The organism is Pedobacter miscanthi (genome assembly GCF_032678605.1).
In the GTDB taxonomy this organism is placed as follows: domain Bacteria; phylum Bacteroidota; class Bacteroidia; order Sphingobacteriales; family Sphingobacteriaceae; genus Pedobacter; species Pedobacter miscanthi_A.
The window spans coordinates 1-26482 of sequence record NZ_JAVTSU010000013.1 but is presented as its reverse complement, the minus strand read 5'-3'; the positions used below and the strand labels follow the sequence as shown (position 1 = coordinate 26482).

Genomic DNA, 26482 nt, shown 5'->3' with positions numbered 1-26482 from the left:
ACAGAAATATAATATAGAATGGAAAAGCCTGTTGCATTAGGTGTAGATATTGGCGGCTCGCACATTACAGCCGCATTGGTGGATTTGGAAACAAGAACTTTGGTGAAGGATTCCATCAAGCGTAGCCCTGTGGACTCACAGGAGAATAAAGAAGTGATTTTATCAGCATGGTGTGATATCATCAGTAAAGCTTTTCAGAACATTAAAAATGGCGCACGAAATGTGGGTATTGCCATGCCGGGGCCTTTTAATTACAGCGAAGGAATCTCGCTGATCAAAGACCAGGATAAGTTTAAATCACTTTATCAGGTTAATGTTAAAGAAGAACTGGCCAAACGGTTGGATATTCCTGCAGAGAACATCCATTTTATAAATGATGCTGCGGGTTTTTTACAGGGTGAGGTTTTTGCCGGCGCTGCAAAAGGTAATGCAAGTGTATTGGGCCTAACTTTAGGAACAGGGCTTGGATCGTCGCTTTGTTTAAACTATAAAGCCTTCGATGCGGACCTTTGGAACTCCGAATTTTTGGACGGAATTGCAGAAGATTACCTTTCTACGCGCTGGTTCGTAAAACGTTTTAACCAGCTTAGCGGTAAAACGGTAGATGGGGTGAAAGAACTGGTAGAAATAGTAGAAACTGATCATTTTGCCACCAGGGTATTTATGGAATTCGGTTATAATCTTGCCCAGTTTTTAATCCCGATTATAAAAAAGCATAAAATTGATACCGTAATTGTGGGTGGTAATATTGCACAATCTTTCAGTGCTTTTGCACCCGAACTAATTGCTACGCTTAAAGGTAATGGCATAGAAACCGATATCAAAATCTCAGAACTTAAAGAACATGCAGCATTAATTGGTGCGGCAAGTTGCTGCGATTTAAGCCTTACTTAATATTTACCGGGCTGTTTGCAGTCTTTTTTTAACACACCCTAAAAATAGCTACAGAATTATAATTTTAATAATGTAATTCTGTAGTTAATCTCTGTTTTTTCTTTTTTCTTAAGAAAAAGTTATTTTTTGTAGGATATTTTCATTTTCCATTATCAGTAGACTCTTTTTTTAAATATTTACCGGAGAAAAAAAGATAAATAATTCTTGATTTATTAATAATATGCTTATTATTGCTTAATAAAACGTTTTAGTCTTCAGTTATTTACACATTTTATTTAACTGAATAGCAAGCTAAGTGTTGATCATCAGATCAAGGCTTTTTTTTACGAAAGAAAACTAAAACGTTTTAGTTTAAGGAAAAAGTAACTAACCATTCATAAAATTAGAGGAGAAAACTAAATGGAGTAAATTTTACATTCTAATATGCCTATTCCGTCCTGCGGAAAACCAAACTATTCAAACACCAACCAAACTAATCATGACTAAAAACTTACCAAACCAGCCCGGGCTATGCCATGCGCCATTAGTGTTTTCTTCGTAATACAAAAGAGGCTAGCGTTTAATTAACTGAAAATCATATCGCCGTAAACTGGTAGTTTACACCATTAACTTATACAAGGGTTAATGTATTGAATCAGCGATTTTCTGCACATTTTATCACTAGCTTTTCTTCAAAACGGATTGAATTCCCCGATCTATCATTGATCATGCGGCTAAATATTGCACATTTTATAACCAACAAACAATAAATTATCAATTATGAATCTTTTAAAAATGACCAAGAAAGCTGTCGGGCTCTGCTTTGCTTTAGCTTTACTTTTTGGATGTGGTAAAGAAAAGTATCCATCGGTGGAGCTTTTTACCTGGAAAGCAAAGGTAGATGTGACTGCTAAGGCCGCGCTTTCTGTTAACATTGAAAACTCTGGAGGTGCCTCGGCAGGAGAAGGCTCGTTAAAAGTGGTGGATAATGACATCAACACAAAATTCCTGATCAATCCCTATCAGTCTAGCCTTTATCTCCAGTTAACCTTTCCTTCGCCTCAACAAGTGGCATCTTACACTTTAACATCAGGTGGCGATGCCCCAGATAGGGATCCTAAAAACTGGAAATTAAGCGGTTCTACAGATGGTAGCAACTGGGTAGATCTTGATACAAGGACAGGTGAAGCATTTTCGGGTCGTTACCTGACCAAAACCTATAATTTCAAAAACAAAGTCCTGTATAAATACTACAGACTTAGTATTACGGCAAATAACAACGGCTCTTTGTTTCAGTTGTCTGAGTGGCGTGTAATTGAAGTGCCGGAAGAGCAACAATAGCCTATTCATGTTTTTGTAAATAAGACATGTTAAGATTAATCCTGCCGGTAACCGGTAGGCAATAAAATATTTCAACTGATCAATAGACCCAATAACAGTATTTCTGTTAACAACAACTAATTTTATGATGAAAAAAAATACAAATCTAACTGGGGGCAGGCTCAGGCTTAAAGATTGTGCTTTTAAGGCGCTAGCTTTTACATTAGCCTTAAGTAGCGGTTTTTATGCAACAGCTAATGCTTCGGCCATTAATATAAACAGCTCGGTTGCGGTGAGTCAAACCAAGGCCGATATTGTAATCCGTGGTATCATTAAAGATGAAGCAGGTTTGCCGCTACCAGGCGCAGGTGTTAAGGTAAAGGGCAGTTCTACCAGTGCAGCTGCAGATACGAATGGCGCCTTTACTATTACCGTCCCAAGTCAGGATGCCATTTTAATTATAACATATGTAGGTTATGATACAAAAGAGATTCCTGTTGGTACGCAAACCGTGTTGGATATCCGTTTAAAAGAGACCGTTGGAGCCAATTTACAGGAGGTAGCCATTGTAGGTTTCGGTACGCAGAAAAAAGAAAGTTTGGTAGGCGCACAATCTTCGGTTAATGTTGCTGATTTAAAACAACCGGTTTCGAGCATGAGCCAGTTATTGGCAGGTCGTATACCAGGTGTGGTTAACGTATCTAGAAATGGTGAGCCAGGTGCAACAAGCTCTGATATCTTTATCCGTGGTATTTCTTCATTAACAAGTACTGATAGGGGACCACTTGTAATTATCGACGGGGTTCCAAACCGTAACTTAAATGATATCAGTGTATATGATGTAGAGAATTTTACGGTACTGAAAGATGCTGCTGCAACAGCGGTATATGGTATCCGTGGTGCAAACGGGGTAATCTTAATCAATACCAAACAAGGCAAAATAGGTTCGCCGAAAATTAATGTTGAATATTATGAAGGGGTAAGCCGTTTCACTAAAAGACCGCAGTTAATTGATGGTGTAGATTACATGAACCTAGCTAATGAAGCTAAATATTCAGACTATTTAAGAGGTAATTCAGCAGGTGCATTTAATCCGGTATATTCTATTGATGCTGTTCAAAAAACGGCTGCTGGTACGGATCCGGTACTTTATCCAAATATAAACTGGTTTGATGCCATTTATAACGATTTCGGTAGAAACAGATCTGCAACTGCTAACCTATCAGGTGGGGTAAGCAATGCAAAATACTACGTTTCATTGGGATATTATGGCGAAGACGGTTTATTTAAAACCGACGAAGCCGTAAACTCTGCTGTAAAACAGAATTATGGCCGTTATAATGTGAATGCCAACTTAAACTGGGATATTACAGGTACCACCAAATTGGACTTAGGTATAAAAGGGATTTTGGGGCAGAACAACTACCCAAGCAGTTATAGTGCACAGGATATTTTCAGCCAGGCTTTCCAGATCAACCCAACTTCATTCCCGATCCTTTTTCCAAATGGAACTTTACCGGGTGTTAGTCCTCAGGCTGATCAGCGTAATCCTTATGGGGATATTACCAGGAACGGATATAGAGTTGGTTATAACACCCAATTATACTCAAATATCCGGTTGACCCAGGATCTAAAAGAACTAACACCAGGTTTATCTGTAACTTCAATGTTCTCTTTCGATGTTAGCAACAGCAATTTTATTAACAGGACGAAAAGAGAAACTATATATAGGATTAGCCAGGCCGATCCTTACATTACTCCTGGGGATCCAAATTCAGGTTATAAATATATACAGGTGCTTCAGGGACAGGATTTCTTGAATTATGGCATTAATAATAATGGTGATAAGAAAATGTATTTTGAACTTGGGGTTAACTACAACCGCACGTTTGGAAAGCACGCTGTGAGCGGTTTATTATTGTATAATCAGAATGATAACACCAATCCATTTGCCGGTAACTTAACACTTTCGCTCCCATATAGGTTGCAGGGTTTGGTAAGTCGTGCTACTTATGCTTATGATAATAAGTATTTCTTCGAGTTTAATATGGGCTATAATGGTTCAGAAAACTTTGCGCCTAACAAACGTTATGGTTTTTTCCCTGCATTGGGTATCGGTTGGTTGCTTTCGAACGAGAAATTTTTCGAACCACTTAAAGATGCTATCCAAATGGTTAAATTCCGTTATTCTGATGGTATTGTGGGTAGTGGGGGCAGCGGTTCAGGCTATGCAGCAAACGAGGGAGACCGTTTTTATTATTTAACCAAAGTTGGTGGGGCAGCGAGTTATACTTTTGGTCAGAATGGATCAATAGTGCCTGGGAATAACATTAATACAGGCGGTTTAGGCGTATTAGCTTATGGAGTTGATGTAACCTGGGCTGAAACACGCAAACAGGATCTGGGTTTTGAGTTGAAAACCTTGAACAATAACCTTTCATTCATTGTCGATTTCTTCAAAGAAAGAAGAAAGAACCAGTTTATCACAAGGGGAACGGTACCAAATTACATCGGTTTGGCCAATACCCCGATCGGTAACTTAGGTATAGTAGAAAATAAAGGTATTGATGGTACCATACAGTACGATACCCAATTTGGCAAAGATTGGTCACTTAACCTAAGAGCCAACTTTACTTACAATAAAGATAAAGTAATCGAAAACGATCAGGCTCCACAGGCTTATCCATGGATGGAGCAACGCGGTCTTAACATATTGGCTTCTACAAGGGTAGGTTATATTGCTGAAAAATTGTTTGATAGTCAGGCTGAAATTAATGCCAGCCCTACACAGTTCGGAACTTTAATGCCAGGTGATATCAAGTACAAAGATTTAAACGGTGATGGTAAAATCGACTCGTTCGATAAAACAGTAATTGGTAGGGGCGATATCCCAAGTACTACTTATGGTTTCGGTTTCTCGTTAACCTATAAAAACTTTGATTTTGGTCTGTTCTTCCAGGGACAGGATAATGCAGATATCTTATTGAACATCCCGTCATTCGCCAATTCGGGCGGTTTGGGCAACATGTTAGCAGTGGCTGCCGATCGTTGGACCCCAACTAATCCCCGTCAGGATGCAGTGTATCCACGTTTATCTTATGGTGGTACCAATAGCAACAACTACCAGCCCAGTACCTGGTGGAAACGTGATATCAGTTTCTTGAGGTTGAAAAATGCAGACTTAGGTTATACCCTTAAAAATGGGATCAAATCCATCGGTGTTAAGCGCATGAGGATTTATGCAATGGGCTATAACGTGTTTACCATCAGCAAATTCAAACTATGGGATCCCGAATTAGGTACAGATAACGGTACCAGATATCCATTAACGTCTAATTATTCTTTGGGTATTACCGCTAATTTTTAAAAATAAAAAGGATGAAAAAAATATTGATATATACAGTTGGCGCATTGCTGGTAGTAGGCAATTATGGCTGTAAGAAATTTTTAAACCAGGTACCTGATGATAGGTTAACCTTCGATCAGATGTATCAGAAAAAGGCTACTGTAGAACAGGCATTAGCAAACGTTTATTCTACTATTCCAGATCAGGATCAGGATCGTTCACCATCGGCATTGGGTAACATTGGTCCTTGGACAGCAGCTTCTGATGAGGCTGACTATACCTTACCTAATTTTAGCGAAAATGTAAATACAGGTGCATGGGATGCAACAAGTGGCTCCGTAAACTATCACTGGCAGAACTTTTACCGTGGTATTCAGGCAGCTAGTTCTTTTATGGCTAATGTAACCAAGTGTACCGACTGTAATCTAGGTGGTATTGATATCGTTAACCGCTATTACAATGAGGCCAGGGCTTTAAGAGCTATCTATTATTACTATCTGGTAAGACAGTATGGCCCGGTAGTTTTGCTGGGAAATGATCCTATTGCTTCTGATGCACCATTAGCTGCAATCAGTAAACCACGTAATTCTATGGATGAGTGTATCGATTATATTGTAAGCGAGTTAGATGCAGTAAGCACTAAACTTCCTGCTACGCCTCAAGCTGCCGAAGACTATGGTCATATTACAAGCTCTGTTGCAGATGCTTATAAAATTAAAGCCTTATTAACGGCAGCTCGTCCGTTGTTTAATGGAAACACAGACTATGCAAACCTTAAAAATCAGGACGGTAAGCAATTGATCAACCAAACCTATAGTGTTGCAAAATGGACAAGATTAGCTACTGCAGCTAAGGCATTTTTAAATAATGTTAATTATGCTAATTACGCGCTGTACAGTGTTACTTCTACGCCTACTGGTTTACAAAATAATTCTTTCAATAGAGCCTTTATAGCAACAAGAGATGTGTTTTTAAATGGATGGAACTCTGAAATTATTTTTGGTAGAGGAGGAGATGTAACACTTTATCAATATTCTTTAGCCCCTAATCACGCAGGTGCTTCAGGTGGCGATAAAGGAGGTTCATTTTTATCACCATCGCAGCAATTAGTAGATGCTTACTTTACTGCCAATGGTTTGCCAATCGAAAACGATCCATCATATTCTGCTATTGGTACCTCCGCGTATCAGGCACCAGATCCCAACGATCAGGGGGCAGCCAGATCAATTAGTAATATGTATGTGAACCGTGAGCCACGTTTTTATGCCAGCATTACTTATTCTGGCCGTAAATGGATCAACACTTCTTCAAATATCATTACCAGTTTTGAGTTTAATGGTAATGCTGGCAAGGGTGGCATTCCTAACAACGATTATACCAAAACAGGTTATACTTCAAGAAAACACTTAACTGTTGCCGGTTGGACAAGTGGTAGGACAATTTTTACCATGATCAGATTGGCTGAGATTTATTTAGATTATATTGAGGCATTACAAGAATCGAATCCTTCTGATCCTGATATTTTAGTTTATTTAAACAGGATCCGTACTAGAGCAGGTATTCCTGCTTATGGTACCGGTGGACTTCCAATACCAACTGACATGAAAGATGCGATCCGTAGAGAGCGTCGCGTAGAATTGGCTTTCGAGTTAGATCGTTATTTCTATACGAGAGAATGGAAAATTGCAGAAACTACAGATACGCAGATCAAGGGTTTAAATATTTCCCAAAATGGCACAGGATTTTTTACACCAGTGGTTACCGAAAATAGGGTTTTCCAAAAGAAACATTATTTATGGCCAATACCAAGTAACGAAATTCAAAAAGTTCCGGTTCTTGTACAAAATACAGGCTGGTAAATTAAAAAACACCGGGTATTCTGCCCGGTGTTTTTTTTAAACCATAAATATTAATGCTATGAAAAATACTTTCCCATTATCAGCCATTGCGGTGTTTGTACTACTGGCTTGCAATAGTAAAAAAGCACCTGTAGAAACGGTAAAACCTGCACCTCCGCTTGTAGAAGCAGTAGATCCACCAGATGCACCACCCAAAACCTGGAAAGAACATTGGTTTGAGCATGTCCAGTTGCTTAACCGTGTTGCTTATGATACCAGTGTAGTGGTTTATTATGATGGTGATGTTAAACCGACCATTGTTTGGCCAAAAACTTATATGGCCGAGGCCTGGAATTACACCAAAAAAGCTTATGGTAAATTTGGTGATGATAGCCGCCTATTTGTGATTTATCACGCCGGTAAATACGGAGGTGGCCATCCGGGTACCTATCTTGATGCCGGTCATGATTACAGAAATGTAACCGATTGCGGTTCCAATGATTTAAATGCCTGGGTTACCGGAGTAGATAACGACATCGATTTATCAACCCACGAAATTGGTCATATTGTAGAGGGAGCATCAAAAGGTGTAAAAGAATCGCCTGCTTTCGATATTTGGCATGATAGTAAATGGATGGAGATTTATCAGTATGATGTGTATTTGGGTTTAAACAGAACCGCCGATGCACAACGCTGGTCGAATAAAATGATGACCACAACCGATAGTTACCCAAGGGCAGGTACACAATGGTTTAAAAACTGGTTCCTGCCGATTTATGAAAACTATGGTAAAACGAAAGCATTAAATGGTTTCTTTACCCTGCTATCGCAGCAATTCCCTAAACAGGCCATTACCGTGCAGGGCAAAAGTTATCAGCAGTATACCCGGAAAATGAATTTTGGCGAGTTTATCCACTTTTGGAGCGGCGCAGCCAAAGCCGATCTGGCTCCGCTTGCATTATCCGCTTTCGGACCGAAAGACGAAAAAGGGGCAGATTGGGCACCGATGCTGGCCAAGGCCAAAACCGATTTCCCTACAATTACCTACTAAAATTTATGACCAGTAAAGATTCAGGATAATCACCTGAATCTTTACTTTTTTATCAAAAACACAAAATAACACATGAACAAGAAATTTTTAATCCTTGCGCTGGTATCATTCTTAACAGGCACTGCCTTTGCCCAAAACAGAGAAAGAGAATATAAAATTACCATCAACGATAAAGACAGTGTAACCAATGCCATTGTAGATGCCAAACTAAAGGCTGCTTTTTTTCAGGTTTACCCGGGCTTTGCACAAGCAGATGGCTACAGAACCAAAAGAAATGTAGTGCTTGATTTTGTAACAGACGAAACACCAACCATTATCGCTAAAGCCGGAGAAATTAAAGTAAACAGCGAATGGGTTAAAAATAAATCACAAAAAAAAATCCAGAAGGAATTATTTACAGCGCTTTCGAAAAACTGGGTTTCTTACAGCAAAGAGAAACATAAGGGATATAATTTAACTTTCATCAGTAAAGACCCTAACTTAGATCCAGCGGTTAGAAAAAACTTAATTTCTACCTATTTCGAAATTTACCCAACACTGGTTAAGACTTTTAACGAAAAATCTACACATGATGTATTGTTCGTGGTAGATACTGCTTACAAAGCCGTAGCCGAAGCCAGTGGCAACAGGATTTTGTTCAGCGCCGGTTACATGAAAGCACACCCAACCGATATTGATGTGGTAACACACGAAACCATGCACATTGTGCAGGGTTATGGTTATAGCGCCGGTCCGGTTTGGTTAACAGAAGGCATAGCCGATTATGTACGTTATAAATATGGTGTTGATAATGTAGGTTCTAAATGGAGTTTGCCAGCTTATAACGAAAAACAAAATTATACCAACAGTTATCGTATTACCGCACGCTTTTTCGCCTGGTTAGAGCAAAATGTAAAACCTGGCTTAATTGCCGCGTTAGATCAGCAATTAAGGGCTCATCAATATACAGAACAGTCGTGGATAACCCTAACCGGAAAAACATTAGATCAACTTTGGACAGATTACGGTAAAGAACCGCAGAAAGTAACGCTTACCTATAGCAGCAAAAAATCATAAAAGAAAACTCATTTTGCACAACGTCGTCTCGGCTGGAATAAAGTGAAGTGGAGATCCTTTGGTGGGCTATCAATGACAGATTTTAAAGAATGGCCGTCATTCCCGCGCATGCGGGAATCTTAATGCAGCTTAGAAACCTTACCAACGCATTACGATTGCCAGTCGAGCTGGGAATGACGATTCTACGCACTGTCATCAACTCTCCGATGTATTTGAAAAATGCTAAAGGCTATCAATGACAGTATGGCCGTCATCTCGACCGAAGCAACGCGGAGTGGAGAGATCTATTTCGAGACAGATTTAGCTCCGCTGAGCACTTACGTGGTTCTCGGCTCCCTTACACTCCGCTCGAAATGACAATACCTTTTAATGCCCTCTTTGTAAAAATAACCATCACTAAAGTAAAATTTTTGATCATTTACTAAAACGTTTTACATAAAATATTTAATTTGCAGAATTAAACGCGCTAACCAAAGTAATCATATCCCTATATAAATGAAAAAAATACTTATTCTTTCGATTTTTACCACACTCATTGCTGCTTTTTCAATGCAGTTAGAAGCACAGGAAATTACTAAAAAGAACGGATATACCTTATCGTTCGAAAGCAATTTCAAGGAACTCGATCCACAATTGAAAAAACGTTTGATCAAAACATTTTTTGAAGTTTATCCCAAACTGGCAAAAGAATATAATCCGTCAACCATTAAAGAAGTAAAGTTTTTTGTAGATACAGCTTATAAAGGTGTAGCTGCAACAGCTGATGGTAAAGTAACTTTTAGCTCCATGTGGATGATTAAGCATCCTGAAGATATTGATGTGGTTACCCACGAAGTGATGCACATTGTGCAGGATTATGGCCGGAGTGTTGGCCCGGGTTGGTTAACCGAAGGTATTGCCGATTATGCCCGTTATAAGTTCGGGGTAGATAATGCAGGTGCCAAATGGTCGTTGCCCGCTTTAAAACCAGAGCATAGCTATAAAAACAGCTACCGCATCACCGCTGCATTTTTTGCATGGATCGAAAAAAGCGTAAAACCTGGTACCATTAAAGCTGTTGATGCTTCATTAAGAGATCATACCTATACCAAAGATATCTGGGCCAAATTAACCGGTAAAGATTTAGATGCACTTTGGGCAGATTACGTTAAAAATTCGCAAGTTTAGAAAATAATTACACCCACATAAAAAACACAAACACAACAAATGAAACGACTATTTATCGCTTTATTGGGTTTTGCGGCAACAACCAGCTTCGCACAAACAATAGGCAAGGTTACAGATCCGGTAGACTGGATCAACCCGCTAATGGGAACAGCATCCAAACAGTCATTATCCAACGGGAATACCTACCCGGCAATAGGTTTGCCTTGGGGAATGAACATGTGGACACCACAAACCGGCAAAAACGGCGACGGGTGGGCATATACTTACGATGCCGATAAAATCCGCGGTTTTAAACAAACCCATCAGCCTTCACCATGGATGAACGATTACGGCGCTTTCTCCATTATGCCCCTAACCGGAAAATTAAAATTTACTGATGACGACCGTGCAAGTTGGTTTAGCCACAAAGCAGAGGTTTCTAAACCATATTATTACAGCGTTTATTTAGCCGATCACGATGTAACCACCGAAATTACACCAACAGAAAGAGCTGCACAGTTCAGGTTTACTTTCCCTAAAACTGATAGCTCTTATGTGGTTGTAGATGCCCAGAACAGGGGCTCGTACATTAAAATCATTCCTGCAGAAAGAAAAATCATCGGCTATACCACCAAATATGCCCGTGGTCCATTACCTAAAAATTTCAAAAATTATTTCGTAATCTATTTCAATAAAGATTTCAAACTGGCTAAAACCTGGGATGATAAAAAACTAAACGATAAAGATTTAGAACTGACTGTAGATCACGCAGGTGCTGTTATCGGTTTCGCTACACAAAAAGGCGAGCAGGTAATTGCTAAAGTTGCTTCTTCTTTTATTAGCTTCGAACAAGCCGATTTAAACTTAAAAAGAGAATTGGCTAACGATGGTTTCGATGCTACCAAAGCTAAAGGCAGGGCAACCTGGAACAAAACCTTAAGCAAAATTTCGGTTGAAGGTGGTACAATTGATCAGGCCCGTACTTTTTACTCGGCCATGTACCGCACTTTGTTTTTCCCGAATAAATTATACGAAGTGGATGCACAAAACCAGATTGTACACTGGAGCCCATATAACGGTCAGGTTTTACCTGGTTATATGTTCGCCGGTACCGGTTTCTGGGATACTTTCAGGGCATTATATCCTTTCTTAAATTTGGTTTATCCTTCTATCAACAAAGAAATGCAACAGGGTTTAATCAATGATTACAAAGAAGGTGGTTGGTTGCCTGAGTGGAGCAGCCCGGGTTACGCCAACATTATGGTAGGTAACAACTCTGCTTCGGTAGTTTCTGATGCATACATCAAAGGCATGCGAGGTTACGACATCGAAACCTTGTGGTCTGCTTTAAAACATGGTGCCAACAACGAAGGTCCTATGGAAGCCGTTGGCCGCGATGGTGTTAAATATTACAATGAATTGGGGTATGTGCCTTTCGATGTGAAAAAGAACGAAAATGCAGCTAAAACCTTAGAATATTCTTATGATGACTTTACCATCTACCAATTGGGAAGAGCGTTAGATAAACCAGCATCAGAAATCGAGATCTACAAGAAAAGAGCCATGAACTACAAAAATCTTTTCGATCCGGCTTCTGGTTTAATGCGTGGTAAAAACCAGGATGGAACTTTCCAAAGCCCGTTCAGCCCATTTAAATGGGGTGGCGCCTTTACCGAAGGTAACAGCTGGCACTATACCTGGTCGGTTTTCCAGGATGTTGATGGTTTAGCCAAATTAATGGGCGGTCATAGTAAATTTATAACTAAACTCGATTCGGTTTTCTCTATGCCTCCGGTATTTGATGAAAGCGCTTACGGTGGTGTAATCCACGAAATCCGTGAAATGCAGATTGCAAACATGGGTCAGTATGCACACGGTAACCAACCGATCCAGCACATGATTTATCTGTACAACTACGGTGGTGCCCCTTATAAAACGCAATATTGGGTGCGCGAAACCATGAACAGAATGTACAAAGCTACACCTGATGGTTATTGCGGTGATGAAGATAACGGACAAACTTCTGCCTGGTACGTATTCTCGGCAATGGGTTTCTATCCCGTAACTCCAGCGGTTGATCAGTATGTTTTAGGTGCGCCATTGTTTAAAAAGGTAACCATTACTTTAGAAAACGGCAAAACGGTTGTCATCAATGCACCAGCCAACAGCGATAACAACCGTTACGTACAAACATTGCAGATGAATGGTAAACCTTATTCTAAAAACTGGATCAGCCACAGTGGCCTGCAAAAAGGTGCTGTGTTAGATTTTAACATGACGGCAACGCCAAACAAAACAAGAGGTTCAAATCCGGTTGATTTCCCTTATTCGTTATCAACAGAAAAATAGAAAACACTACCACCGGGTAAAGCAATTTATCCGGTGGATATTTTAAAAAAACCTTAGTCCCTAACCGGGCTAAACTAACAAACCAAATATATGAACATCAACGTCTCGAAGACGGGTTTTACAGCCATGCTCTGGCTATGCGGAACCCTGCTGGCATTTGGTCAGCGTATCGATCTCAAAGATCTTTCAGCCTTTAAAAATCCTTCAAATTCATGGTCGCTTGCGCAAAATGTGGTTGCCGATCTTAATGCCGAAAATGTTTTAAAAACAACCAAGGGCGAAGGTATACTGGTTAATCAATCAACCGCTAAAAAAGCAGGTTCAGATTTATACACTACTAATGAATATGGTAATGTAGTGGTCGAATTAGATTATTTAACCGCAAAAGGAACCAATTCTGGTATTTACCTTCAGGGTAATTACGAAATCCAGATTGATGATGCATGGGGTTTAAAAAATGCCACGTCATCAAATAATGGTGGTATTTACCAACGCTGGGATGACAGCAAACCAGAGGCCGAAAAAGGATTTGGTGGTGTTGCACCCCGTCAGAATGCGAGTAAAGCACCTGGTTTATGGCAACACATTAAAATTATTTTTCAGGCACCAAAATTTGATGCTTCCGGAACAAAAAACCAAAATGCAAAAATCGTCGGTGTAGAATTAAACGGTGTATTGATCCATGAAAATGTAGAACTTTTTGGTGCAACCAGAGGTGCTGCAGGTGCCGAAAAAGCAAAAGGCCCTTTACGTTTACAGGGTGATCATGGTTCGGTAGCTTTCAGGAATATTTCTATCACTGAATTATCAGATATTCCTAAATCAGACCAAAGAGGTGGTGCCGATCCTATTTATATCGAAGCCGCAAGCAACAACATGATCAGAAGTTTTGTTGATGTGGTACCAGGCGTGCGCTCGGTACATGCCATTTCGGTAGGTGGACCAGAAAAAACAGCTTACAGCTACGATCTCGATAACGGAACCTTATTACAGGGCTGGCACGGCGATTTCATCGATGCTACGCCAATGTGGGATGGCCGCGGTAACGGAACTTCACGTGCTTTGGGCAGTGTTACCCGTTTTACCAAGAAACCGGTTTTGGCTATTGCAAAATTGGCAAACGACCAGGCTGCATGGATTACCGATACCACCGGAACAGGCTTTAAAACCAAAGGTTATGTAACAGATAAACAAGATCGCCCTGAGTTTAAATACATCATCAACGGAACTCATATTACAGATGCTGTTAAAGTATTGGAAAACGGACAGGGTTTAAGCCGCGAAATCGCTGTTGAAAAACCATCAAAAGACTTGTATTTTTTATTGGCTACTGCCTCAAACATCGAAGAAGTGGCTAAAGGTTTATACCTGGTTGACGATAAATCTTATTACATCCAGCTGGCCGATGGATCGGCCAAACCGGTAATCAGAGATGTTGATGGCAAAAAACAATTTATTGTAGCCATCGGAACCAGGTTAAATTATACCATTTTGTTTTAATTGTGATGACAATGAGAAATACATTCAAAAAATTAGCAATACTGGCATTAAGTTTTAGCTTTTCTACAGTTTTTGCACAGGAAACCCCGAAAGAAGAAGATTTTTTCAAAATAAATAAAGTACGCGTACCTGAAGGCCTTATTTTAGAGGTTGGTGGTTTAATTACCATGCCAAACGGCGATTTAGCCATTTCTACCCGTAGGGGAGAAGTGTTTATTGTAGAAAACCCAACCAGTGCCAAGCCTTACTGGCGTAGATTTGCCTATGGCCTCCACGAAATTTTAGGTATTGCCTATAAAAATGGTGCATTATATGTGGCACAACGTGGCGAACTGACCAAATTGATCGATAAAGATCAGGATGGTAAAGCTGATGTATATGAAACCATTTACGCCTGGCCTTTAAGCGGACACTACCACGAATATAGTTTCGGACCAAAATTAATGCCTGATGGTACCTTTATGGTTACCGCAAACGTTGCCTTTGGCGATGAAGAATGGTGGCGTGCCGAAAGCCGCGTACCAATGCGTGGTTGGGCAATGAACATTACCGAAGATGGTAAAATGAGCCCTTATGCTGCAGGTTTCCGTTCTCCTGCTGGTATCGGTAGCATTGATGGTCAGTTTTATTACACCGAAAACCAGGGCGACTGGGTAGGATCTGGCGGTTTATGGAAAGTAAACAAAGGCGATTTTATGGGCCATCCTGCAAGTTTAAGGTGGACAAACCTTCCAAATTCTCCTGTTAAGTTACAATCCGATTTCTTCTACTCACAAATGGACGAACGCCGTATTAAAAACGAACAGGGCAGGTATATTAAACCAGAAAACAGGGTAAACGAAACTTTCAAAACCTTATTCGAAATGAAAAAAGTATTTCCTGAACTGCGTTTACCTTCAGTTTGGTTGCCTTATGGTATTTTGGGTATCTCATCTGCAGAACCTGTTAAAATTCCTGCCAATACATTCGGCCCTTTTGCAGGACAGATTTTGGTTGGCGATCAGGGAATGAGTATTATTTCGAGGATTTTTATGGAAACCGTAAAAGGTGAAGAGCAGGGCGCAGCCTTCCTTTTCCGTAAAGGTTTCCGTTCTGGTGTGTTAAGGTTAGAGTGGGGGACCGATGGATCATTATTTGTAGGTGAAACCAACCGTGGCTGGGGATCTGCAGGTGATGCCAACGAAGGTTTGGAAAGATTGGTGTACAATAACAAAACCCCTTTCGAAATGAAAGCCGTAAGGGCAATGCCTGATGGTTTCGAAGTAGAGTTTACTGCACCAGTTGATCGTAAATCGGCAGAAGATTTAGCTTCTTACAATGCAGAAAGCTTCATTTATAAATACCACCCGGTTTATGGTTCACCTCCGGTAAATACCGAGAAATTAAAAATATCAGGTGTTAAAGTTTCGGCTGATGGATTAAAAGCCAGGATTGTTGTTTCAAACCTGCGTCAATATTATATCCATACCTTAACCCTGGATGGTTTGAGATCGCAGGATGGTTTTTACTCTTTGGTTCACCCCGTAGCTTATTATACCTTAAACCAGATTCCTGATGGAAACAAACTTTCTGCCAGCGAAGTGAGCACTAAAAACTCTGCAGCAGCACCAGCTGCGCCTGCGAAAAAACCAGTTGCACCAAAAGGAGGTAAAGCAGCACCAGAAGCCAAAGGAGCAGCTGCGACTGAAACCAAACCAGCTACTACAGCAGTAAAAGCACCTACGTATAAAGAAGTAGAAGGCCTTTTAACCAAAAATACCTGTCTGGCCTGCCACAACCCAACCAAAAGACAGATTGGGCCGCCGTTTGCAGAAATTGCCAAACGTAAATATTCACCAGAAAAAATATTTCAGTTGATCCATAACCCACAACCACAAAACTGGCCGGGTTACTCGACAGAAATGCCTCCAATGCCGCAGGTAACCAAAGCAGAAGCTTTAAAAATTGCCGGCTGGATCAATTCTTTAAACAAATAAGTTAGTTAGTATAGTTGTTAGGAACGGTTAGTAGAAATGCTAGCCGTTTTTTTACTTTTACAAGAAAAAGATGAAGAACATTTTACTGTTAATAGGTGCGTTCCTGTTAACCTGCTTTGCAGCCGATGCACAGCAAAATAAAATATCGGGAACCATAAAAAATGATAAAAACGAGGCCATTGCCAGCGTAACCGTACAAGTATTGAACACCAATTTATCAACGATAAGTAATGCTAATGGCAATTTCGAAATCACAAATGCCCCTGCCGGAAAATTGACATTAAAATTTAGTGCCATAGGTTATGCTACGGCTATTAAAACCATCTCCAATAATCAGAATCTGGAAATTATACTGGCAGAAAGCAATTCCAAACTGGATGAAGTAACCGTATCGGCACAAAAAACCGAAGAAAATGTACAGAATATTCCGGCTGCGGTTACCGTATTTTCAGCTTCAAAGGTCAGCGATTACCGCATTCTGAATACAAAGGATCTAGCCATGCTCGTACCCAATTTATATAGCAGTAATCCTGGTGATGGTAGAAATGTGACTTCGATAAGGGGAATTGGTACGACTTCTTACGATCTGGCCATTGCAACCTATATCGACGGCGTTAACCAGTTTGGTTTAGATACTTATATCTCTTCCTTATTTGATGTAGAGAGAATTGAAGTGCTCCGCGGTCCGCAGGGAACTTTGTATGGCCGCAATGCAATGGGAGGGGTAATCAACATCATCACCAAGCAACCCACTAATATAACAACTGGTTTTGCCGGGATAGATCTGGGTAACTATGGCCAGCAACGTTATAGCCTCGGCATCCGTACTGCTTTGATTAAAGATAAACTCTTTTTTGGTGCTGCCGGATTGTACAACAAACAAAACGGCTTCTATACCAATACCTTTAACAATACAAGATTTGATAAGCTGCATGGTTTTTTAGGTAATTATTACCTGAAATTTTTGGCTTCATCAAAATTTGCACTAACCTTAAATGTAAAGCACAACGAAAACAGGAACAATGGAACTTTCCCTTTAACCGGTTCGGTTGAAGAAGCGTTGGCCAATCCCTTTCAGTTAGGCCAAAACTCGGCAACAGAAATGGTCGATAACCTGTTTAATGCCTCTTTATCGGCAAACTACAGCGGAAATGATTTCAATTTTACTTCGCAAACAGCTTATCAATCCAATTACAGGTATTACAAGCAGCCAATTGATGGCGATTTTTCTCCGGCCGATATCGTTTCTATTGTAAATAATTACGGTAAAGACTGGAATAAAGTTAAAGTTTATACGCAGGAATTTAAATTCAGTTCGTCTGCTTCCAGTACTTCAAAATTTAAATGGGTAGCCGGTTTATATGGTTTTTATCAGAAAAACCCGGTAAAGCAAGGTTCCTATTTTGGTGCTGATGGTGCTATTTATGGTGCGGAACCCAATACTACCGCTGTAAATATTAATTCAGGAAAAGGTGCAGGTTTTGCCGCTTTCGGACAGCTTTCTTACCAGATAACAGAAAAATTAACGGCTACGGCAGGTTTGAGGTATGATTATGAGCACAAAAGATTACTGGCTTCCGGCGAATACCTTATCCCAACCATGGATCCAATTATAACACAGGGCGATACTTTGGCCAAAGCAAATTTTAATGCCATTTCGCCCAAAGTAACTCTGGCTTATGCCATAAGCAGCAACAACAATGTTTATGCAACTTACAGTCGCGGTTACCGTTCAGGAGGGATCACGCAACTGGCGTCCGATCCAACTACAAAACCACTCGATACCTATAAACCCGAATACAGCAACAACTTTGAGATTGGTACAAAAAATACCTTTTTCGATCAACGCTTAATTGCAAATGTTGCAGCCTTTTATGTAAATATTACCGATGCGCAAATTCCTGTTCTAATATTGCCTGATGCCCTAACCACCACCCGTAATGCTGGTAAATTGGTGAGTAAGGGTGTAGAGCTTGAACTTTCTGCCCGCCCGGTTAAAGGTTTAAGTATCGATTATAACTTTGGCTATACCAATGCTGCTTACAAATCGTTAAACATATCTAAAAATGGAGCAACAGTTGATTTAGCAGGTAATAAACAGGTTTATACGCCCGAAACTACTTCGATGTTTGCTTTGCAGTACAGCTACGAAATGGATAAAACCTCAAAGTTAAATGCCATTGCCCGTGGTGAATGGTTATTTACCGGAAATCAGTTTTATGATTTAAGCAACCAGATCCAACAAAAAGGTTATAGCGTTTACAATGCCAAAATTGGTTTTTCTGCTAAAAGTTTCGATTTATTTTTTTGGGGAAGAAACCTGGCCAATAAAACCTATATCGATTACGCCTACGATTTTGGAGCTGCCCATCTAGGTAGTCCAAAAAACTACGGAGTGAGTTTGGTAGGAAGGTTTTAAATTTAATTAGTCGTCATTCCCGCCTGCGCCTGTCGTGTGGACACATCTTTTAGGGAATATATAAGGCACTATGCTAGCTTGCTTTGAAATAACATAGTGCTTACCGAAGCACGCCCGTCAATCCCCAGGGCCAGGAAAATCAAAAAAACAGGCGTACAGCAGTACAAATGGCACTATCAAACCTAAAACGCAGTGGTTTTGTGTTTCATGTTTGCAAAAACTTTTCACCCAGCCCTAACAAACAAAACAATTGCCACTGTTTTTTTTGATGTTTATGGGGATTGTGTAAAAGGCCCCTTGCTGGGTTGACAAAGCATTTTTGCATACTTTTGATGCCTCAAAAGTTTGATGCCTTGCGGCATAGGAGCAAATAAAACTAATCTAATATTTGTGTCCACACGATAGGCGCAGGCGGGAATCTTAATGCACCTGCTATTCCATCTACTGCAGTAAGATTGCTTCGTACCTCGCAATTACGATCCATTTATTCGTTTATTGGGATGACACAATACTTGGAAAAAGAAATGGGGATTCCACTATCGCAGAATCCCCATCATCTAAATTAACGCTCTCATATACATAAACGCTGTAAATAAGATTTATTGTATCAACAGTAAATTTTTTTGTTTTAGCCTTGGTTCGTGTCTCCACGAACCAATTATTCCTCCAAGCATTTCGACTGGAGTGTAACGGATCGGAGAAATCTGTTATCATAAAATTCCGTCATTGCTGACGACCTTTTTATTAGAATAGCAATAAAAAAGAAATGGGGATTCCACTATTGCAGAATCCCCATCATCTAAATTAACGCTCTCATATACATAAACGCCGTAAATAAGATTTATTGTATCAGCAGTAAAATTTTTTCTTTTTAGCCCTGGTTCATGTCTCCACGAACCACTTATTTCATCCAATCTTATTTTGCGATGTTTATCATTTAAACCTATTTTTACTGTATGGCTACGATAGATAAAACCCAACAAGATGCTGAAAAACTTACGGCTGCCCTGGCTGCAGTTAAATTTGTAAAAGATGGCGATGTTGTAGGCCTTGGCACAGGATCTACCACTACTTTTGCCATTAAAGAATTGGGTAAACGTGTAAAAGAAGGACTCAAGATCACTGCTGCTGCAAGTTCTATACGTACAGAAGAGCTCGCTAAATCTTTAGGCATTCAAATTCTCGATCTGGGTAGTTTAAGTTCAATTGATATCAGTATTGATGGTGCCGACGAGTTTACCGAAACACTTAACCTGATTAAAGGTGGGGGCGGTGCATTATTCAGGGAGAAAATTATAGCCTCATTGAGTAAAAACGCCATCATCATTACCGATGCTTCTAAAAAAGTAAAAAAACTGGGTGCTTTTACTGTCCCAATTGAAGTAATCGCGTTGGCTTATCAGTATGTTTTCGATCAGATTGTTAAACTCGGCGGAAAAGGCCGGTTAAGATCGGTAGAAAATAAAACCTTTATCACCGATAACGGAAACCAGATCATCGATGCAGATTTTGGCCTGATTGATCATCCCGCACAACTGGCTTCCGACCTTAACCAAATTAACGGTTTATTGGCCCATGGCTTATTTGTTAACCTCACTTCAAAGGTGATTATGAGTGAAGGGAAGGATATTGTTATTTTTGAATGAGATTAGTTCATTGGTTCGTTAGTCATTAGTTCATCGTCCAATTCGTCATTGCGAACTGAAGGGCTGGGATAAGTGGGCGTGTGAAGCAATCTTTACAGTTTATTAGCCATCAGTGTACTCAATCGTTTAATCGACTCTGAACTGAAAACTATAGACTAAGGACTCTCAAATATTTTCACCGATAAATTCCACTTTCTCTAAACGTCCATAAAATTTTTACCGACAATTTTATTTCACTCACCGATAAAACATCGCAATTAAGGGAAAAGCCATTCTCCGGCCTGAGTTTCTGTGCTACATTTGATTCATAAAACAAACAGTCATGGAAACTTTAATCAACAAAAATCGCGCAGATAAACAATTAGGTTTAGGCATTTTAATCTTAGTAATTGGTTCAGTGTTCTTCCTTAGAAGCACAGGAGTAGATGTTCCGCATTGGATATTAAGCTGGCACAGCATCATGTTGGGAGCAGGTTTGTGGATGGGTTACCGCAAAAACTTTCAGGGAAACGGCTGGTTGGCATTAACTGTTATCGGTGGCATATTTACCTTTAGATCGATAAGTATTTTTGATTTCGATCTATCTGGAATCAGTGTTCCGGTAGCCCTAATCGGATTAGGTTTGTATGTGATTTTAAAACCTAAAAAAGTTCAAAATTTTGATCATTATTTCGAAAAGAAACCAGTTGACTTTACTGAAAAAGAAAGCTAAAATTCTTAACTCCATCATATATTTTAAAAAGGGACATTTTTTAACAATGTCCCTTTTTTGTGCTTAATAGCAGAGGGGCCTGAGCTTGGAGCAACGGTTCCATGCACTTTGCACCTGCTAAAAAAAGAAACGGGGATTCCACCCTTAGGCAGTATCCCCGTCATCTAAATTAACGCTCTCACATACATAAACGCTATAAATAAAATATATTGTGTTGAGTTTAATTTTTTTTTATTTTTTTGCTAAACCTGTAAAACAGGTGCCGCTTTATGGTATTTATTCCGGTATTCGATCGGGGTTAAACCCGTTATTTTTTTGAAAACATCCCTGAACGATTTGGTATCCGTATAACCCACATCAAACATCACTTCGGTAATGTTTTTCCTGCTCGATTCAAAACTTCGCTTTGCTGCTTCAATTTTTACCCTTTGAATGTACTCGATTACTGTATTTTTAGTCGCGCTTTTAAACCTCCGCTCAAAACTCCTTCTACCCAAAGCAAGCATATCTGCCAGCTGATCTACTGTAATTCGCTCCTGATAGTTTCCATCGATAAATTCCTGCGCTTTTTTAATCTTTGCATCCTCATGGCCTTTTTGCCCCTGAAACATCATAAACGCTAGCTGACTTTCGCGGTCGATATCAATAGCGAAATATTTTGCCGCCAGGATGGCGGTATCCCGATCGGTATATTTCTCTACCAGGTACAAAAGTAAATTCCAGTACGAATTTGCGCCACCGCTTGAGTATAAGCCCTGTGCATCGGTAATAATACTGCCATCAACCAGTTCCACATCAGGAAACATCTCTCTAAACTGATTGGCAAATAACCAGTGTGTAGAGCATTTCCGTCCGTTTAATAAACCTGTAGCGGCTAGTATAAAGGCACCTAAACAAAGCGAGGCTACTTCTGCACCTTTTGCATGTTGTTTTACAATCCATGGGATCAGTTCTTCGTTTGCTTCGATTGCGTAACCTACATGGCCGCTGATTGCCGGTACAAAGATGAGGTCGGTATGCTCCACTTCATGTAGCAGTTTATCGGCATGGACTGAAAAGAGACTATTGTTTAATTTTACCTCCTTTGTCATCCCCACAAGCTCAACTTTAAAAAGCGGCAATTTGCCCGATGCCTGTAAAAATTCATTAACAGCCGTAAATAAATAACGGGGATCTGCTATGGCCTCAATCACGGCAGTCTCTGGGATTAAGATAGATACATGTTTCATAACTCAAATATAGCGAGCCTATTTGTCGTAAACAACCCCTGCAATTGTCGTTTCTGCATATTTAGCTTGCTGCAATCTCCCCGTATGTTTGTGTTGTTAAACGGCTGATGCAAAATGTATAATAGAGGGAACGATGTGCAGTACGGCATCAAAAAAATAAAATTCAATGGCTAGTATAAATTCATATCTCACTTTTAATGGTAACTGCCGGGAAGCCATGACATTTTACAGGGATTGCCTTGGTGGAGAGCTAACCCTCGAAACCATAGGAGAATCGGTACCTGCAGATAAAATGCCCGCTATTATGAAGAGGAGTATTATGCATGCCGTTTTAGCTAAAGATGAACTGGTAATTATGGGTACCGATATGGTAGAAGAGCGGGGATTGGTAAAAGGAAATTCAATCTCCATGATGCTCAACTGCAATTCTGAAGAAGAGGCACAAATGATTTACCGGAAGCTTTCGGCAGGGGGAAGGGCATCTCATCCTTTACAGGAAACCTTTTGGGGTGCGCTTTTTGGCAACCTAACAGACCGTTTCGGGAATAATTGGTTAATTAATTACGATAAAAACAGATAAACATGAAAAAATTAAAAACCTGGTATTGGATTGCCACCATTATTTTCTCTTTAATGATGATTATGGATGGCTTTGGTGGAATAACACAGCAGGAGGCTGGTAAAGAAGTGCTAAAACACCTTGGTTATCCAATGTACCTGCTCATTATTGTTGGCATTGCAAAACTGCTGGGTGCAGCATGCATATTACAAAATAAATATGCGGTTATTAAAGAGTGGGCTTATGCAGGTTTTGCCATTAATTTTATTGGTGCTTTTGCGTCAAGAGCTTTTGTTGGTGATGGCATTTCGCTCTTAATACCTCCTGTTATTGCATTGGCCATTATGTTTATTCCATACATTTTATGGAAAAGACGAGGAGCAAATGTTAAAAATAGTTAAAACTATATTGTTAGTTGTTTTTAAGGCTTTTGAGAAGCAAATATTGTTAACTTTGGATATTGTAAACAACCAAACACAATCGCTGAAACCGTCGTGATTTTCCCCTTCGAAAAAAGGTAAGTTATGGCTGCTTCATCATCTCTAAAAACAAAATATTCGAATGAAAAAGAGCCTTTTATTCATAATTGCTTTATTATTTACTACCTCAGCGTTTTCTCAAAATGTAATCCAACTGTTTAACAGTACAAATGATTTTTTTAAATTATTACAGGAAGAGAAATTTAAAGATGCACATGCATTTTTTGACGATACCTTAAAAACCAAATTACCGGAAGAAGCCTTAAAAAAACTATGGAGCGATATCGGCACTAAATTTGGTAAAGCTGAATCTTTTGATGCTATTCAGAGTAAAGCTCAGGGCGATTTTTTTGCGGTAACCGTTGAAGGTAAATTTGCCAGGGGCGACCAGAACTTTATTGTTGGCTTTAACAAAATGCAAAAAATTGTTGGGATTTTTCTCGCTCCTCCTAAAAAAATAACCACCTATTTAAAGCCAACTTATGTGGATACGGCATTGTACACAGAAAAATCGGCATATATTGGTCCTGCGGGTAAACAGTTGGCAGCCATTATCACTATACCTAAGAATGTTAAAAATTTTCCAATGGTTATTTTTGTGCACGATTCTGGTCCTGGTGATATGGACGAAACCATTGGTGCTAATAAACCATTTAAAGATTTGGCTGGCGGACTGGCTTCTGAAGGGATAGGTTCTGTTCGTTATGTAAAAAGAACACTTATTTATCCAAATGAATTTATTGCGCCTTATACTGTTAAAGAAGAGGTGTTGAATGATGTTAATGCTGCAATTGCTGTAGCAAAAACAGCTGTTGGGGCTGATCCGAAAAATATTTATGTATTTGGACACAGCCTGGGTGGCTTGTTGGCACCAAAAGTGGCGACACTTTCGCCTGATTTAGCAGGCATTATTTTAGCTGCGGCACCAGCTAGAAAATTAACGGATGTCATTATTGATCAAAACAAGTATATGTTTGAGCAAGCTAATGATACCACTACTGTTTTTAAGCAACAACTGGCCAATGCAATTAAAGAAATTGATAAAAGCAGGATCACAGAATTGGGAACAACAATAAAGCCTGATTCAGTTATATTAGGGCTGCCTGCACAATATTGGATAGATTTAAATAATTATAACCAGGTAGCAGTTGCGAAAGGACTTTCAAAACCAAAAATTTATATTTTACAAGGTGGAAATGATTTTCAGGTGGACAAAGCTGATTTCGATTTATGGAATGAAGCTTTAGCGAAAAAGAAGAATGTAACCCTTAAATTCTACCCTGATTTAAACCATTTATTAAGCTCGCAAACGGGAAAAGGAACCATGGCACAGTATCAGGCTGCAGCGAGTGTTTCTGACGTTTTGGTGAACGATCTTGTACTTTGGATTAAGGCTAAATAGCCTCATTTTAAATATTAGCTAATAATAAAAGCTCTGGTTTGGCCAGGGCTTTTTTTGTGGCTATTGCCGAATAATAAAAAACAATTCAAAAAATGAGCGGTTTAATCTAAACAATCGCATTTTAAAAATTTATTATGGCAGCTAAGAATAAAATCACTTTTAAAGGAATCTGGGGCGTTTTAAAGGCTTCTTTTACAGGGTTTACCGATCATAAGGTAACCAAACTAAGTGGCTCACTGGCATACTATACTGTTTTTTCAATGGCTCCTTTATTGGTGGTGATTATTTCACTTTGTGGTATATTTTTGGGCAGAGAAATTGCCGAAGGTCAGGTTTATGCCCAGTTGGAAGGTTTTTTAGGGAGAGAGTCGGCCACTTCTTTACAACAGCTGATTAAAAACGCATACCTGGATGGAAAAAGCACCATTGCTTTGATTATTGGTGTTTTTACACTGTTGCTTGGAGCAACTACGGTTTTTGGCGATATCCAGGATTCTATCAATACCATTTGGGGTTTAAAGCCGAAACCTAAAAGAGGTTGGGTAAAGCTACTCCAAAATCGTTTCTTATCATTTTCAGTGATTATAAGCCTGGGTTTTGTGCTGTTGGTATCATTAGCCGTAACTTCTGTACTGGATGCCTTTAGCAACCGTTTACAGGTTAGGTTTGCCGAAGTATCGGTTATTGTGTTTTATATCATTAATCAACTGGTTACCCTTGCCGTTATTTCATTAATATTTGGGGTAATATTTAAAGTATTACCTGATGCGATTATTAAATGGCGTGATGTTATCGCCGGGGCAATTGTAACTGCCGTACTCTTTATGATCGGTAAATTTGCCATTTCGCTTTACATTGGACAAAGCAATGTTGGCGGTACCTATGGTGCTACGGGATCGTTAGTGGTTGTACTTCTGTGGACTTACTATTCTTCAATCATTTTATATTTTGGTGCCGAATTTACAAAGGCCTATGCTGTTGCATTCGGATCGGAGATTTATCCTTCGCATTATGCAGTTACCACCAAAGAAATTGAGGTAGAAACAGAAGGTAAATCTATTCAGGATAATCATCCTGAAATTAAGGAAGAAGTGGAAAAATCTTAACTTATTCTCCCCAGGCGGTAATAATCAATCTTCTTTGTCCGCCACGGTTGCGGTGTTCGCAAAGGTAAATGCCCTGCCAGGTGCCAAGAGCTAATCTGCCATTTCTTATCGGAACGGTAACCGAACTCCCTAAAATTGCCGATTTTAAATGGGCAGGCATATCGTCTGATCCTTCATAATCATGCTCATAATCTGGATCATTTTCTTTAACGGTTTTATTAAAGAACATCTCAAAATCCATGCGCACAGTAGGATCGGCATTTTCATTGATAGTAAGCGAAGCAGAAGTATGCTGGATAAAAACCTGGCAGATGCCGATATTAATCTCATCAAGCTGGGGTAGGGCATCTTCAATCTCGTCGGTAATAATATGGAAACCTCTTCTTCTTTCTCTAAGTGTTAATGCTTGCTGGTATATTTTCATTGGTTTAATAAATAATTCGTCATCTCGACTTTAGCGCAGCGAAATGGATAG

At 39.7% G+C, this 26482-nt stretch carries 19 protein-coding genes; 17 read left to right on the top strand and 2 right to left on the bottom strand.

Going from position 1 to position 26482, the window contains the following annotated elements:
• Nucleotides 1–18 precede the first annotated feature (18 nt).
• The 13 genes from R2R28_RS19075 to R2R28_RS19015 all read left to right on the top strand — a co-directional run bounded on the left by R2R28_RS19075 (nt 19) and on the right by R2R28_RS19015 (nt 21232).
• Nucleotides 19–894, top strand: coding sequence for an ROK family protein (locus R2R28_RS19075; RefSeq protein WP_316827278.1), 876 nt, complete (start codon nt 19–21; stop codon nt 892–894).
• A 759-nt stretch (nt 895–1653) separates the two neighbouring features.
• Nucleotides 1654–2214, top strand: a complete 561-nt coding sequence (locus R2R28_RS19070; RefSeq protein ID WP_316827277.1) for a discoidin domain-containing protein — start codon at nt 1654–1656, stop codon at nt 2212–2214.
• Between the two features lie 124 nt (nt 2215–2338).
• Nucleotides 2339–5560, top strand: coding sequence for a TonB-dependent receptor (locus R2R28_RS19065; RefSeq protein ID WP_316827276.1), 3222 nt, complete (start codon nt 2339–2341; stop codon nt 5558–5560).
• Nucleotides 5561–5571: 11 nt separating this feature from the next.
• On the top strand, nt 5572–7398 hold the full coding sequence (locus tag R2R28_RS19060; RefSeq protein ID WP_316827275.1) for a RagB/SusD family nutrient uptake outer membrane protein: 1827 nt from the start codon (nt 5572–5574) through the stop codon (nt 7396–7398).
• A gap of 58 nt (nt 7399–7456) precedes the next feature.
• Nucleotides 7457–8428, top strand: a complete 972-nt coding sequence (locus R2R28_RS19055) for a hypothetical protein (protein WP_316827274.1) — start codon at nt 7457–7459, stop codon at nt 8426–8428.
• 72 nt (nt 8429–8500) lie between these two features.
• A complete protein-coding gene (locus R2R28_RS19050) occupies nt 8501–9484 on the top strand; it encodes a basic secretory protein-like protein (protein WP_316827273.1) in 984 nt (327 codons plus the stop codon).
• 495 nt (nt 9485–9979) lie between these two features.
• Nucleotides 9980–10651 carry a basic secretory protein-like protein gene (locus R2R28_RS19045; protein WP_316827272.1) on the top strand — a complete coding sequence of 224 codons (672 nt, stop codon included), beginning with the start codon at nt 9980–9982 and terminating at the stop codon, nt 10649–10651.
• A gap of 39 nt (nt 10652–10690) precedes the next feature.
• Nucleotides 10691–12979: a GH92 family glycosyl hydrolase gene (locus R2R28_RS19040; protein WP_316827271.1), complete on the top strand. Its 2289-nt coding sequence runs from the start codon at nt 10691–10693 to the stop codon at nt 12977–12979.
• 90 nt (nt 12980–13069) lie between these two features.
• A complete protein-coding gene (locus R2R28_RS19035) occupies nt 13070–14479 on the top strand; it encodes a DUF1080 domain-containing protein (protein ID WP_316827270.1) in 1410 nt (469 codons plus the stop codon).
• Nucleotides 14480–14490: 11 nt separating this feature from the next.
• Complete coding sequence (locus R2R28_RS19030) at nt 14491–16455, top strand: hypothetical protein (protein WP_316827269.1); 1965 nt, start codon at nt 14491–14493, stop codon at nt 16453–16455.
• Between the two features lie 70 nt (nt 16456–16525).
• Nucleotides 16526–18874 carry a TonB-dependent receptor gene (locus R2R28_RS19025; RefSeq protein WP_316827268.1) on the top strand — a complete coding sequence of 783 codons (2349 nt, stop codon included), beginning with the start codon at nt 16526–16528 and terminating at the stop codon, nt 18872–18874.
• Nucleotides 18875–19830: 956 nt separating this feature from the next.
• Entirely contained in the window at nt 19831–20520 is a 690-nt protein-coding gene (rpiA, locus tag R2R28_RS19020; protein WP_316827267.1) for a ribose-5-phosphate isomerase RpiA, read from the top strand.
• A 322-nt stretch (nt 20521–20842) separates the two neighbouring features.
• Nucleotides 20843–21232 (top strand): LiaF transmembrane domain-containing protein, encoded by a 390-nt coding sequence (locus R2R28_RS19015; RefSeq protein ID WP_316827266.1) that lies wholly within the window; start codon nt 20843–20845, stop codon nt 21230–21232.
• 242 nt (nt 21233–21474) lie between these two features.
• Here R2R28_RS19015 and R2R28_RS19010 read toward each other — a convergent pair whose 3' ends face one another.
• Complete coding sequence (locus tag R2R28_RS19010; protein ID WP_316827265.1) at nt 21475–22461, bottom strand: GlxA family transcriptional regulator; 987 nt, start codon at nt 22459–22461, stop codon at nt 21475–21477.
• A gap of 166 nt (nt 22462–22627) precedes the next feature.
• On the opposite strand from R2R28_RS19010, the gene R2R28_RS19005 reads away from it, so the two are divergent.
• The 4 genes from R2R28_RS19005 to R2R28_RS18990 all read left to right on the top strand — a co-directional run bounded on the left by R2R28_RS19005 (nt 22628) and on the right by R2R28_RS18990 (nt 26007).
• A complete protein-coding gene (locus R2R28_RS19005) occupies nt 22628–23041 on the top strand; it encodes a VOC family protein (protein ID WP_316827264.1) in 414 nt (137 codons plus the stop codon).
• A 2-nt stretch (nt 23042–23043) separates the two neighbouring features.
• Nucleotides 23044–23421, top strand: a complete 378-nt coding sequence (locus R2R28_RS19000; RefSeq protein ID WP_316827263.1) for a DoxX family protein — start codon at nt 23044–23046, stop codon at nt 23419–23421.
• Between the two features lie 160 nt (nt 23422–23581).
• A complete protein-coding gene (locus R2R28_RS18995; protein WP_316827262.1) occupies nt 23582–24901 on the top strand; it encodes a DUF3887 domain-containing protein in 1320 nt (439 codons plus the stop codon).
• Nucleotides 24902–25035: 134 nt separating this feature from the next.
• A complete protein-coding gene (locus R2R28_RS18990) occupies nt 25036–26007 on the top strand; it encodes a YihY/virulence factor BrkB family protein (RefSeq protein WP_316827261.1) in 972 nt (323 codons plus the stop codon).
• Nucleotide 26008: 1 nt separating this feature from the next.
• Here R2R28_RS18990 and R2R28_RS18985 read toward each other — a convergent pair whose 3' ends face one another.
• Entirely contained in the window at nt 26009–26431 is a 423-nt protein-coding gene (locus R2R28_RS18985; protein WP_316827260.1) for a secondary thiamine-phosphate synthase enzyme YjbQ, read from the bottom strand.
• Between the last annotated feature and the right edge of the window lie 51 nt (nt 26432–26482).

Bases quoted from the DNA above. Each gene is read 5' to 3' on its own strand.
- R2R28_RS19040 (WP_316827271.1), top strand. From the start codon at position 10,691: ATGAAACGACTATTTATCGCTTTATTGGGTTTTGCGGCAACAACCAGC.
- R2R28_RS19045 (WP_316827272.1), top strand. From the start codon at position 9,980: ATGAAAAAAATACTTATTCTTTCGATTTTTACCACACTCATTGCTGCT.
- R2R28_RS18995 (WP_316827262.1), top strand. From the start codon at position 23,582: ATGAAAAAGAGCCTTTTATTCATAATTGCTTTATTATTTACTACCTCA.
- R2R28_RS19010 (WP_316827265.1), bottom strand. From the start codon at position 22,461: ATGAAACATGTATCTATCTTAATCCCAGAGACTGCCGTGATTGAGGCC.
- R2R28_RS19005 (WP_316827264.1), top strand. From the start codon at position 22,628: ATGGCTAGTATAAATTCATATCTCACTTTTAATGGTAACTGCCGGGAA.
- rpiA (WP_316827267.1), top strand. From the start codon at position 19,831: ATGGCTACGATAGATAAAACCCAACAAGATGCTGAAAAACTTACGGCT.
- R2R28_RS19030 (WP_316827269.1), top strand. From the start codon at position 14,491: ATGAGAAATACATTCAAAAAATTAGCAATACTGGCATTAAGTTTTAGC.
- R2R28_RS19000 (WP_316827263.1), top strand. From the start codon at position 23,044: ATGAAAAAATTAAAAACCTGGTATTGGATTGCCACCATTATTTTCTCT.
- R2R28_RS19060 (WP_316827275.1), top strand. From the start codon at position 5,572: ATGAAAAAAATATTGATATATACAGTTGGCGCATTGCTGGTAGTAGGC.
- R2R28_RS18990 (WP_316827261.1), top strand. From the start codon at position 25,036: ATGGCAGCTAAGAATAAAATCACTTTTAAAGGAATCTGGGGCGTTTTA.
- R2R28_RS19025 (WP_316827268.1), top strand. From the start codon at position 16,526: ATGAAGAACATTTTACTGTTAATAGGTGCGTTCCTGTTAACCTGCTTT.
- R2R28_RS19070 (WP_316827277.1), top strand. From the start codon at position 1,654: ATGAATCTTTTAAAAATGACCAAGAAAGCTGTCGGGCTCTGCTTTGCT.
- R2R28_RS19050 (WP_316827273.1), top strand. From the start codon at position 8,501: ATGAACAAGAAATTTTTAATCCTTGCGCTGGTATCATTCTTAACAGGC.
- R2R28_RS19065 (WP_316827276.1), top strand. From the start codon at position 2,339: ATGATGAAAAAAAATACAAATCTAACTGGGGGCAGGCTCAGGCTTAAA.
- R2R28_RS19015 (WP_316827266.1), top strand. From the start codon at position 20,843: ATGGAAACTTTAATCAACAAAAATCGCGCAGATAAACAATTAGGTTTA.
- R2R28_RS18985 (WP_316827260.1), bottom strand. From the start codon at position 26,431: ATGAAAATATACCAGCAAGCATTAACACTTAGAGAAAGAAGAAGAGGT.
- R2R28_RS19055 (WP_316827274.1), top strand. From the start codon at position 7,457: ATGAAAAATACTTTCCCATTATCAGCCATTGCGGTGTTTGTACTACTG.
- R2R28_RS19035 (WP_316827270.1), top strand. From the start codon at position 13,070: ATGAACATCAACGTCTCGAAGACGGGTTTTACAGCCATGCTCTGGCTA.
- R2R28_RS19075 (WP_316827278.1), top strand. From the start codon at position 19: ATGGAAAAGCCTGTTGCATTAGGTGTAGATATTGGCGGCTCGCACATT.